At 69.0% G+C, this 11,496-nt stretch carries 10 protein-coding genes, 1 rRNA gene, 1 pseudogene and 1 riboswitch; of the genes and pseudogenes, 1 reads left to right on the top strand and 11 read right to left on the bottom strand.

Translation table 11 applies throughout. The features are described from left to right. Nucleotides 1-139: 139 nt before the first annotated feature. A riboswitch (glycine riboswitch) is annotated at nt 140-234 on the bottom strand. A 119-nt stretch (nt 235-353) separates the two neighbouring features. Then, on the top strand, nt 354-725 hold the full coding sequence (locus ACF073_RS39295) for a PRC-barrel domain-containing protein (protein ID WP_392076317.1): 372 nt from the start codon (nt 354-356) through the stop codon (nt 723-725). Between the two features lie 308 nt (nt 726-1,033). Here the strand turns inward: ACF073_RS39295 and ACF073_RS39290 are convergent. The 11 genes and pseudogenes from ACF073_RS39290 to rrf form a co-directional block, all read right to left on the bottom strand. Beyond that, a pseudogene (locus tag ACF073_RS39290) lies at nt 1,034-2,473 on the bottom strand (DNA polymerase IV); the annotation flags it as partial. Between the two features lie 69 nt (nt 2,474-2,542). Further along, nucleotides 2,543-3,226, bottom strand: coding sequence for a MerR family transcriptional regulator (locus ACF073_RS39285; RefSeq protein WP_392076316.1), 684 nt, complete (start codon nt 3,224-3,226; stop codon nt 2,543-2,545). A 261-nt stretch (nt 3,227-3,487) separates the two neighbouring features. Next, nucleotides 3,488-3,961 (bottom strand): bifunctional nuclease family protein, encoded by a 474-nt coding sequence (locus tag ACF073_RS39280; protein ID WP_026253112.1) that lies wholly within the window; start codon nt 3,959-3,961, stop codon nt 3,488-3,490. 86 nt (nt 3,962-4,047) lie between these two features. Further along, nucleotides 4,048-4,785 (bottom strand): MerR family transcriptional regulator, encoded by a 738-nt coding sequence (locus ACF073_RS39275; RefSeq protein ID WP_392076315.1) that lies wholly within the window; start codon nt 4,783-4,785, stop codon nt 4,048-4,050. A 43-nt stretch (nt 4,786-4,828) separates the two neighbouring features. Beyond that, nucleotides 4,829-5,659: an FHA domain-containing protein gene (locus ACF073_RS39270; RefSeq protein ID WP_392076314.1), complete on the bottom strand. Its 831-nt coding sequence runs from the start codon at nt 5,657-5,659 to the stop codon at nt 4,829-4,831. A 190-nt stretch (nt 5,660-5,849) separates the two neighbouring features. Beyond that, nucleotides 5,850-6,704: a DUF881 domain-containing protein gene (locus ACF073_RS39265; protein WP_392076312.1), complete on the bottom strand. Its 855-nt coding sequence runs from the start codon at nt 6,702-6,704 to the stop codon at nt 5,850-5,852. A gap of 5 nt (nt 6,705-6,709) precedes the next feature. Then, on the bottom strand, nt 6,710-7,042 hold the full coding sequence (locus ACF073_RS39260) for a small basic family protein (protein ID WP_003988855.1): 333 nt from the start codon (nt 7,040-7,042) through the stop codon (nt 6,710-6,712). Next, nucleotides 7,039-7,956, bottom strand: a complete 918-nt coding sequence (locus ACF073_RS39255; protein ID WP_392076311.1) for a DUF881 domain-containing protein — start codon at nt 7,954-7,956, stop codon at nt 7,039-7,041. The genes ACF073_RS39260 and ACF073_RS39255 overlap by 4 nt, the downstream gene beginning before the upstream one ends. Before the next feature lie 120 nt (nt 7,957-8,076). Continuing rightward, entirely contained in the window at nt 8,077-10,572 is a 2,496-nt protein-coding gene (locus ACF073_RS39250; protein ID WP_392076310.1) for a sugar phosphate nucleotidyltransferase, read from the bottom strand. 113 nt (nt 10,573-10,685) lie between these two features. Beyond that, a complete protein-coding gene (locus ACF073_RS39245; protein ID WP_392076309.1) occupies nt 10,686-11,294 on the bottom strand; it encodes a CDP-alcohol phosphatidyltransferase family protein in 609 nt (202 codons plus the stop codon). 107 nt (nt 11,295-11,401) lie between these two features. Next, a 5S ribosomal RNA gene (gene rrf, locus ACF073_RS39240) occupies nt 11,402-11,496 on the bottom strand; the annotation flags it as partial.

Here is an 11,496-nt window from a genome sequence, read left to right as displayed (position 1 = left end):
AGGGGCACCCCGGCGCGGGTACCCCGACGGCCTCCCCCTCTGTCATCTCAACCTGAGAGCTTCACCGGACGCCCTTCGGCGCCGGCTTTCACCGTCGGTGAGGGCGGGAGCCAATACCCGCCCTGCTTTCCAGAGTGACCTCGTCCGTGCGGTACGTGAGCCTGAGAGATTCCGGGGAGGATTTGCTCCTTCGGCGCCTCCGAGGTGGTCGGAGGACTCTCCCGCACAGGGTCGACAGCCGGTGCCAGCCTACCAGCGAGGTCAATGCCGGAGTCTTCGAGTGGCCGCCTCATTGAATGTGCTCTTTTGTAGTGCTTACGGATGAGTTGCGACCAAGTGGAGGGAGAGGGACCGTGCAGACCGATATCGATCCGCGCAACCTGATCGGCCGCAAGGCGTTCGACCGCAATGGCACCAAGATCGGCACCATCGACGAGGTGTACCTGGACGACGCGACCGGGGTGCCCGAGTGGGCGGCCATACGCACCGGTCTGTTCTCCCGTGACGCCTTCGTCCCCTTGGAGCCCAGCGAATTCGTCGACGACACCCTCAAGGTGCCCTTCGACCGCGCACTGATCAAGGACGCCCCCGACTTCGGCGTGGGCCGCCACCTCTCCCCCGAACAGGAACTCCAGCTCTACCACCACTACGGCCTGGATGTAGCCTCACCCCCCGCCCTCCCGGACCACAACTTCGGCAAACTGGCAGGCTCGGAGGAGGGCTGACGCCCCTCCCCCCAAAGCCCTGCGTCCGGTGGTCGCCGCGGGCCACGGCCGGGGGCGCGACCTATGTCCGGGGGCTGGCCCACGTCCGAGGGCTGGCCCATGTCCGAGGGGGCCGGTCCCGCGTCCGAAGCACGGTGTACGTCCGAAGCACGGTCTGCGTCCGAAGCACGGTCTGCGTCCGGGGCTCCGCCCGCCTCCGCAGGCGGAGCCTCGGCCGGACATCGATCCGACCCCGCGTCCACCACCGGATCCGCGTCCGCATCCGCAGCCGCGTCCTCTTCCGCGCCACTGCCCGCCCCCGCATCCGCGGCCGGCGCCCCGCCCGAGCCCTCCGGGATCCGGGGCGGACCGCCGTGGGGGTAGCTGTGCGGCTGGCCGAGTCGGGCGGGGGGTGAGTGGGCGGGACCGCTCGCCGCGACCAACGGCAACGGCTCAGCGGACTCCAGCGCGGGATCCCCGACCCGCAGCGTCCGCACCCGCCCCGGCCCCGACTCAGGCGTCTCGAAGCGCACGGTCACCCGCCCCAGCCCGCTGCCCTGCACCCACCCGTGCCCCCATTCGGCGTGCCGCACGTCCTCTCCGGCCCACCACTGCCTCTCCGCCGGCTCCGGCCGCGCCTCCGGCGCCTCCGGCACGGCCTCCTCGGCGAGGTCACCGACCTGCTCCGCGTGAACCCCCGCCGCCTGCGCGAAGAGGTCCTCCTGCGTGTAGTCGGCGAGCCCGGACACGCCCACCCCGAGCAGCCGCACCCCGCCCGTGGTGTCCACGGAGTCCAGCAGCCGCGCCGCCGCCTCCCGGATGACCGCGGGGTCGTCCGTGGGCCCTCTGAGCGTCTCGGAGCGGGTCAGGGTCGAGAAGTCGTACCGCCGCACCTTCAGCACGATCGTCCGCCCGGACAGCCCGGCCCCGCGCAACCGCCGCACACACCGGTCGGCCAGCCGCTGCACTTCGAGACCGACCCGCAGCCGGTCGTGGATGTCCACGTCGTAGGTGTCCTCCACCGACACCGACTTCGTCTCCCGCTCGGCCACCACGGGCCGCTCGTCCCGGGCCAGCGCCATGGCGTACAGCGCGTGCCCGTGCGCCTTGCCCAGCAGCCGGACCAGCTCGTCCTCACCCGCTTCCGCCAGCTCCTCCACCGTGCTGATCCCGGCCCGGCGCAGATGGTCCCCGGTGGCCGGCCCGACCCCCGGCAGAATCCGCACCGGCATCGGCCCCAGCAGCACCCGCTCGGTGCCCGGCTCGATCAGCACCAGACCGTCGGGCTTGGCCTGCTCGGAGGCGATCTTCGCGAGCATCTTGGAGGCGGCGAGCCCCACCGACCCCGTCAGCCCGGTGACCGCCCGGATGTCCGCCCTCAGCTGCACCCCCGCCCGCAGCGCCGACGGCTCGTCCCAGGCCCTCCCCCCGGCCTCCAGGTCCACGAACGCCTCGTCCAGGCTGAGCGGCTCGACCAGCGGTGACAGCTCCTGCAGCAGCGCCATCACCTGCTCGCTGATCGTCCGGTACAGCGTGAAGCGCGGCGCCAGATAGGCGGCGTTGGGTGCCAGCCGGCGAGCCTGGGCCATGGGCATCGCCGAGTGGACCCCGAACACCCGTGCCTCGTACGACGCGGTGGCCACCACACCACGCGGTCCGAGACCGCCCACGACGACCGCCTTCCCGCGCAGGCTCGGCTTGGACGCCTGCTCCACCGAGGCGAAGAAGGCATCCATGTCGAGATGCAGGATCGTGGGCGCGTTTCTCACATCTCCGATGCTGCACCACGGCACTGACAATGCCGTGGTGCCGGAGCACCCGGCCGGGATCCCGGCCGGTCAGACCGCCCGGTTGCGGCGCCGCGCCAGCTCGTCGGCGGGGTTGTGCCCGACGAGGGTCTCGCCGGTGTCGATGCGTTCGCCGTGCAGCTGGGAGAGGGCGCTTTCCACGTCCCGCCACACCACCCCCACGGCGATCCCGAAGATGCCCTGACCGCCTTGGAGCAGGGCATGGACCTCGTCCGGCGACGTGCACTCGTACACGGTGGCGCCGTCGCTCATCAGCGTCATCCGCTCCAGGTCGCAGAAACCGCGTTCCCGCAGGTGCTGGACGGCCGTCCGGATGTTCTGCAGCGACACCCCGGTGTCCAGGAACCGCTTCACGATCTTCAGGACGACCACGTCCCGGAAGCTGTAGAGACGCTGCGTACCCGATCCGTGGGCCGGCCGCACGCTGGGCTCGACCAGACCGGTGCGCGCCCAGTAGTCGAGCTGCCGGTATGTGATGCCGGCAGCCGCGCAGGCCGTGGGCCCGCGGTAGCCGATCTGCTCGGACGTCATGGACGCCACCCCTCCGCCGTTCGGCACCGCCGTCGGCAGCTGCGGAGCGTGCTCCACCGCGCTGCCGGGATGGTGGTGTCCCCCGCCTGAGCGCGGCCGCGAGCCAGGGGGCGGGTACGGACCGCTCTCCCCGAAACTGCGTCCGGGGGCACCCCCAGCCGTACCGTCGCCGCTCGTTCTCACGCCGACCTCCGTCCTTGACCTGCCTTCTCGACGGTAGGCAGTCACCAGGGGTGCGTCAACGATCGCCACACTCGGCACGCCGAGTGATAATCACCCAAGGAGTGGTTTCCCGTGTCCCACCGCGGGGAAAGGCTAGCCGAATGCGCTCGCGAGGAGCCGTAGGACGCTCTCACTGGCCGGAGGCAATTGCCGGGGCGCGGACCGCACGGAACCCCGGCCGTCCCGGAGAATCCCCCGGTACGGCGGGCCGGGCCCCCTGCCTCACTGGCTGCTGGTGCCGAAATCCTCGGGCGAGATCTGGTCGAGGAACTCGCGGAACTTCTCCACTTCGTCCTCCTGTTCGTCCGGAATGGCGATACCCGCGTCGTCCAGCACCGTGTCACTGCCGTAGATCGGCGTTCCGGTGCGCAGGGCGAGCGCTATGGCATCGGAGGGACGGGCGCTGACCTCCACTCCGCTGGCGAACACCAGCTCCGCGTAGAAGACGCCTTCCCGCAGATCGGTGATGCGCACCTCGGTCAGCTCCTGGCCGACAGCCTCCAGCACGTCCTTGAAAAGGTCATGGGTCAGCGGCCGCGCGGGGGCCATGCCCTGCTGGGCGAATGCGATCGCCGTAGCCTCCCCCGGCCCGATCCAGATGGGGAGGTAACGGTCGCCCCCCACTTCGCGCAGGAGCACGATCGGTTGGTTGGAGGGCATTTCGACCCGGACACCTACGACATCGAGCTCGTTCACACAGCAACCCTAGGCCGTGCCCGGGACGTTTGGGTAGTCGGGCCCAGAACAGCTGCCCGATCCGGCCGCTCGGCAGCCCCGCCGCCTCAGGGCAGCCGTACGCCCAGAGCGGTCTGCACCAGAGCCGCGTGCAGCTTCACCGTGAGCCCCGCCAGCTCCTTCGCACGGGCCTCGGCGTGCGCCCTGGTCTGCGGGTTGCGATGGCGCTTGAGCGGGGCCACCACCTGGTCCACCAGCCCCGCCTCACGATCGGCCGCGGCCTTCATCACCCGAAGGTGGCGCGGCTCGATCCCGAACCGGCCCAGTTCGGACACGAGCGAGGCCACGGTGACGGCCTCGGCGTCGTACGCCCCGCCCTCCAGGGGAGCGATGAGCCCGTAGGACTCCCACTCCTTCAGCTCAGCCTCGTCGATACCCGCCGCCGCGAGCAGCTCGGCCTTGCCGATCCTGGCGACCGTGGGCCCTTCCAGGGCAGCCGCCGCGTCGTCCGCGGTGCGCTGGCGCCCCACCAGCGGCAGCGGAGCGGCCTCGCCCCGCTCCATGGCGTCCAGGTGCTCACGGATCACCTTGAGCGGCAGATAGTGGTCCCGCTGCATCCGCAGGACGTGACCGAGTCGCTCGACGTCCTCGGCACTGAATTTGCGGTACCCCGACGGGGTCCGCTGCGGCTCGACGAGCCCCTCCGACTCCAGAAAGCGGATCTTGGAGATGGTGACTTCGGGGAACTCGTCGCGCAGCGTGTTCAGCACCGCGCCGATGCTCATCAGCCCACGGTCCCTGGCGGCGGCACCGCTTCCGGCACCGCCGCTCGGTGTTTGCAGCATGGACCTTCCCTGGGGTCCCCCCGGACAGCGGTCCGGGGGCGGGTCAGATGCCCTGCCGGCTCGCGTAGAACACCAGCCGGTACTTGCCGATCTGCACCTCGTCACCGTTCGACAGGGCGACCTGATCGATGCGCTCGCGGTTGACGTACGTACCGTTCAGGCTGCCCACGTCCGCCACCGCGAAGGAGCCGTCCGGGGAGCGCCGGAACTCCACATGCCGCCGGGAGACCGTCACGTCGTCCAGGAAGATGTCGCTCTGCGGATGCCGGCCGGCCGTCGTCAGATCGCTGTCCAGCAGGAAGCGGCTGCCCGAGTTCGGACCGCGGCGCACCACCAGCAGCGCCGAGCCCAGCGGCAGCGCGTCCACCGCGGCCTGTGCCTCCGGAGAGAGCATCGGCAGCGGCGTCTGACCGGTCACCTCGGAGTCGTAGGCCTCAAGACCGGAGATCGAGATCGTGGACGTCGTCTCGGAGGCCCGCTCCGGCGCCACCCCGGGGCGCAACGGCGCCCCACAGTTGGAGCAGAACCGGGCGTTCTCCGCATTCCGGTTACCGCACCTCGTACACACCAGGACCGACATCGACGGATCCTCCTGCCACGGCTGCCCCGCCGGGGCGTTCGACGCGTACGGGTCGGGGGTGAACCCTCCACCCGTACCTGAGGTTGACGGTTGCCCGAAACCTATGCCGCCGGACTGGGCAGGGTCAACTGACGCCGCGCTCTGACCTCCGGAAATGTCACCGCCCGGACCAGCGACCTGGTCCCGGAACAGTGGGCGCTGGCCCTCCGCGTCAGGCTGTGCGCGATGGCGGGCGGTCGCGTTGTCGCGGCCCTCTCGCGCGCTCTTGCCGAACAACTTCGCAAACAACTTCACGGGCGATTCCCCTTGACCGAAACAGACCCGCCCGTGGGGCAGGACGAACCCTGATTGCCTACACCGGCCGAGCCGGACATTCTCACAACGTCCGTATCCACCAAACAGTTTCCACCACGCACCACCCCTTCGGTGCGCCGACCCCCCGCAACCTCATGCCCTCGCCGGACGAGCCCCATGCACCGCCGGTTCACTGGGAGGACAACCGAGCGTAGTCAGGCCGCTTCCCCTGTCGCAAGGCGTCCACGATGATCTTGTCCGACCGCTCGACGGTCACCGTGGCCTGCTCCTTCTCCAGGGTCTGCACCACGCCTCCAGGAATGTTCAGCGCCGGCTCGAGGTCCTGCGGCTTGCCGATGACCTTGAAACGATAGGGGGCGTTGATCTTGTTCCCGTCGACGCTCACCGTCTTGTCGGAGCCGGTGAAGTAGGTGCCGGCGACGACCCGGACCCCGTTGACCTGGATCGCCTCCGCGCCGGCCGCGCGCAACTCCTGGATCGCGTCGAGCAGCATGTCCGCCTGGACCGTCCCCTTCGTGTCCTCGATCGTCATGGTGATGCCGGGACCCTCCGCGGCCACGGTGCCCGCCAGGATGCCGAGTTGCTTCTCCTTCTCGGCGGTCTGCTTGCGTGCCTCCGCGGCCTGGTCGGAGCTGCTCTGCAGTTCCGACCGCTGCTTTTCGAGTCCCTGCTTCTCGTCCTCAAGACGCTGAGTACGCGAATCCAGTTCATCGAGGATGCGTACAAGATCTTCCTGACGTGCGCCGCGCAGTGCGCTGTCGGTGTCACTGTTGGACGCCACCTGCACGGCCAGGCCGAAGCCGAGGCCGAACAGCAGCAGCGCCACGATGAGTTGGGCCCGGGTGAAACGCGGCGGCCACAGGCCCTTGACGAGCCGCTGCCTGCCCGTCTGCGCCTGCCCCGGCTGCCCCTGCGCCGTCCCCCCGGCCTCGGGCGGGGCCGCGGGCACCTCGGCCGGCAGCTCCTTGCGCAACGGGTTCTCCGGCTGATCGTTCCGGTCGTGCCGGTCGTTCTGCTCACTCATCGACATCACGCCCTGAAGACGTGCCGTCGGATCGCCGCGGCGTTGGAGAAGATCCGGATACCCAGGACCACGACGACACCCGTGGACAGCTGCGCGCCCACGCCCAACTTGTCGCCGAGGAAGACGATGAGGGCGGCGACGACCACGTTCGACAGGAACGACACCACGAAGACCTTGTCGTCGAAGATGCCGTCGAGCATGGCCCGCAGACCACCGAAGACGGCGTCCAGCGCCGCCACGACGGCGATCGGCAGATAAGGCTCGACGACCGCCGGAACCTCGGGCCGGACCAACAGGCCGGCCACGACTCCCACGACGAGGCCCAGTACGGCGATCACGATGTGCCCTTCTCGGATTTCTCGGACTTCGGCTGTGCTGTTCGTACGATCACACTGGGGGCGGCGGGCAACCGGACGTCACCCTCGGTGGAGATGGTGGCGCGGATGCCGTAGTTCCCCTCCAGGGCATGCAGATACAGGCCGTCCGCATTGTTCTGGAACCTGGTGCTCAACCGCTGCCCGTCCCCCACCGCCAGCACCGTGTACGGCGGCACCAGCGGCCGGTTGTCGACCAGTATCGCGTCACCCGCGGCCCTGATCGCGGACAGGGCGGTCAGCCGCTGCCCGTTGATGGAGATCGCCTCGGCCCCGGAGGCCCACAGTCCGTTGATCACGCGCTGCATGTCGCGATCCCGTACCCGGCCGGTGTCGGAGAACCCGGACGTCTCCCGCGGATTGGCGGCGTCACCGCCGCCACTGGCCTCTTTCGCGTCGTTCACGACGAGCTTGACGCCGGGTCCGTGCACCGCGGCGGCCCCCGACAGCAGCCCCGCCAGGTCCGCCTCGGCGCTGCCCCCGCTCGATTTCAGGGCCGCCCGCTGGCGTGCGCCGACGTCGTCCCGCAGCTCGTCCACCGTGCTTTCGAGCTCGTCCGCGTCCGCCGTCTCGCTGTCGATGCGATCGATCAGCTCCTGGCGCTCCTTGGCCACCACGGGCGCCGTCACGCGCGCCTGAGCCGCCCCCACGGTCACGACCAGCGCGGCGAGGACGAGACCCGCGGCAAGGCCCAGCTTGGCCCGGAGAGTCTTCGGCAGACCGCCCTCCCCCGCCGCCTTCTTACGGGCGGCCGCCTCGGCGTACCCGTCGTCGAGGCTGTGGTCCATGACGTTGGTGATCAACGACATGGAGGCGTCCGGGCGCTGCGGCCGCGTAGGGCTGCTCCGAACGGGGGGTTGCTGCGGCATGCCGCACATCGTCGCATGTCGCGAGCAGTACCTCCGAACGGCCCCACCGGCGTGCCGGACAGGCCCCCTTGGGGACACTTGTCCGGCACGCACGCGTGCAGCGGCTTTTGCGGTCCTCAGCCGCCGGGACTACCGCCCCGCGCTGTCCACGACCGCCGCCCATTCGTCCAGCAGAGCCTGCGCGGAGGCGTCGTCCGGCCCCTCCGCCCACAGATGGGTGACCGCCTCGGCCGGGTCGGGCAGCACCATCACCCAGCGGCCGTCGCTCTCCACGACCCGTACACCGTCGGTCGTGTCGACAGAGCGGTCCCCCGCGGCCTCGACGACCCGCCGCATCACCAGCCCCTTGACGGCCCACGGCGTGGCCAGGTCCCGCTTGAGGACGTGCGCACGCGGAATCCGGGCATCGATCTGGCTCAGCGTGAGCTGCGTCCGCGCCACCAGCCCGATCAGCCGTACGAAGGCCGCCGTGCCGTCGTAGACGCCGCTGAACTCGGGGACGATGAACCCGCCCTTGCCGTCACCGCCGAAGATGGTGCCTTCCTCGCGCCCCACGCGCGTGAGGTCGTCGGGCGAGGTGGTGGTCCACTCGACCTGGGTGCCGTGATAGGCGGCCACCTGCTCGGCGATCCGGGTCGTGGTGACCGGCAGCGCGACCCGCCCGCTGCGCCGCTCGGCGGCGACCAGGTCCAGCATCACCAGCAGGGCCCGGTCGTCCTCGATGATCCTTCCCTTCTCGTCCACCAGCGACAGCCGCTCGCCGACAGGGTCGAACCGCACACCGAACGCGGCACCCGAGGAGGCCACGATCTCCCCGAGCCGCACCAGTCCGTTGCGCCGCACCTCGCTCGTCTCCGTGGGCCGCGACTCGTCCAGACCGGGGTTGATGGTCAGCGAGTCCACACCGAGCTTGCCGAGCAGGCTGGGCAGCACGAGCCCGGCGCTGCCGTTAGAGGCGTCCACGACGACCTTGAGACCCGACTCCGCTATCCCGGTCGTGTCGACGTTGCGCAGCAGCGATCCGGTGTACGAGTCGAACACGCTCGACGGGAAGTAGAGGTCGCCGATCTCGCCGGGGAACGCCCGCCGGTACTCCTGGCGTGCGAACACCCGGTCCAGCTTCCGCTGACTGCCCTGCGACAGGTCGGCGCCCTGCCCGTCGAAGAACATGATGTCGACCGAGTCCGGGACGCCCGGCGAGGTCCGGATCATGATGCCGCCGGCACTGCCCCGCGCGGTCTGCTGCCGGGCCACGGGCAGCGGTACGTTCTCCAGATCGCGTACGTCGATGGCGCTGGCCTGCAATGCGGAGATGACAGCACGCTTGAGCGCCCGGGCACCCCGGGAGTGGTCGCGGGCGGTCGTGACGGTGGAGCCCTTCTTCAGGGTCGTCGCGTACGCACCGGCGAGCCGCACCGCCAGCTCAGGTGTGATCTCCACGTTCAGGATGCCGGACACACCACGCGCGCCGAACAGATGGGCCTGCCCCCGGGACTCCCAGATCACCGAGGTGTTGACGAAGGCGCCGGCCTCGATGGTCTTGAACGGGTACACCCGGACATTGCCCTGGACGATCGATTCCTCACCGATCAGGCACTCGTCACCGATGACAGCGCCGTCCTCGATCCGGGCGGCACGCATGATGTCGGTGTTCTTGCCGACCACACAGCCGCGCAGATTGCTGTGCTGGCCCACATAGACGTTGTCGTGCACGACGGCTCTGTGCAGAAAGGCCCCGCTCTTGACGACGACGTTGGATCCCACGACGGTGTGCTCGCGGATCTCCGCGCCGGCCTCGACCTTCGCGTAGTCGCCGATGTACAGCGGACCGCGCAGCACCGCGTCGGGATGCACCTCGGCGCCCTCGGCCACCCACACACCCGGGGAGATCTCGAAGCCGTCGACGTCGACGTCGACCTTGCCTTCGAGGACGTCGGCCTGCGCCTTCACATAGCTCTCGTGGGTGCCGACGTCCTCCCAGTAGCCCTCGGCGATAAAGCCGTAGATCGGCTTGCCTTCCTTCATCAGCTGCGGGAAGACATCGCCGGACCAGTCGACGGGAACATCGGGTTCGACGTAGTTGAAGACCTCGGGCTCCATGACGTAGATGCCCGTGTTGACCGTGTCGGAGAAGACCTGCCCCCAGGTCGGCTTCTCCAGGAAGCGCTCGACCTGGCCTTCCTCGTCGACGATGGTGATGCCGAACTCCAGCGGATTGGGCACACGGGTCAGGCAGACCGTGACCAGCGCACCCTTCTCCTTGTGGAAGTTGATCAGCTCTGTGAGGTCGAAGTCGGTCAGGGCATCACCGGAGATGACGAGGAAAGCATCGTCCTTCAACGCCTCTTCGGCGTTCTTGACGCTTCCGGCGGTACCGAGTGGCTTCTCCTCATTCGCATAGGTGAGCTCCATGCCGAGTTCTTCGCCGTCACCGAAATAGTTCTTGACGAGCGATGCCAGGAACTGCACGGTGACGACGGTCTCGGTGAGCCCGTGCCTTTTGAGCAGCCGTAGCACGTGCTCCATGATCGGGCGGTTGACCACGGGCAGGAGCGGCTTGGGCATGCTAGAGGTCATGGGGCGCAGGCGCGTGCCTTCGCCCCCGGCCATCACGACGGCCTTCATGTCGGAAGCGTCCTCCTCAAGAGATGACGGTCTAGCCGACTTCACCCGTCCAGATTGTCCCGCACTTTTCGACCGCGGGCCATCGAAGTGTTATGTCTGGACAATCGCCGAGCTCAATCGGCCATGGTGTCCGCCCGGACCAAACGGCGGACCTGTACCACGTAGAGCACTCCTGCCCACCAATACAGGGTTGTACCCCATCCGGCGAACGCCCATCCGAAAATGGCAGCGAGTGACGCGATCCAACCACTTCCGTCACTGAGGAGCAGGAGCGGGAAGGCGTACATCAGGTTGAAGGTGGCGGCCTTCCCGAGGAAGTTCACCTGCGGCGGCGGATACCCGTGCCGGCGGAGGATGCCCACCATCACCAGGAGGACCAGCTCTCGCAGCAGCAGGAGCGCGGTCAGCCAGAGCGGCAGGATCTCGCGCCAGGTGAGCCCGAGCAGCGTGGAAAGCACGTAGAGGCGGTCCGCTGCGGGGTCGAGGAGCCGGCCGAGGCTGCTGATCTGATTCCAGCGCCGGGCGAGCTTGCCGTCGAGATAGTCACTGACCCCGCTGAAGGCCAGCACGAGAAGAGCCCAGCCGTCGCTGTTGGGGCCTCCGAACTCCGGCCTGAGGATCAGCCACAGGAAGACGGGTACGCCAACGAGCCGCGCCATGCTGAGGATATTGGGGATGGTGAGGACCCGGTCTGTCTGGACACGGGTCTCCTGGACCTCCACCCGGGGGCCTCCTGTGCGAAATGAGCCAACGATGCCCCCTGACCTTACCTCAACGCAAAAAAGCTCCGGCTCCTGGGCAGTGCCCAAGAGCCGGAGCTTTAAAAGGAGTTCGGCGGCGTCCTACTCTCCCACAGGGTCCCCCCTGCAGTACCATCGGCGCTGTGAGGCTTAGCTTCCGGGTTCGGAATGTAACCGGGCGTTT

Origin of the sequence: Streptomyces sp. NPDC015171 (assembly GCF_043079545.1) — a bacterium.
In the GTDB taxonomy this organism is placed as follows: Bacteria; Actinomycetota; Actinomycetes; order Streptomycetales; family Streptomycetaceae; genus Streptomyces.
The sequence above is the reverse complement of the archived record's forward strand: the minus strand, read 5'-3'. Positions and strand labels throughout refer to the sequence as shown.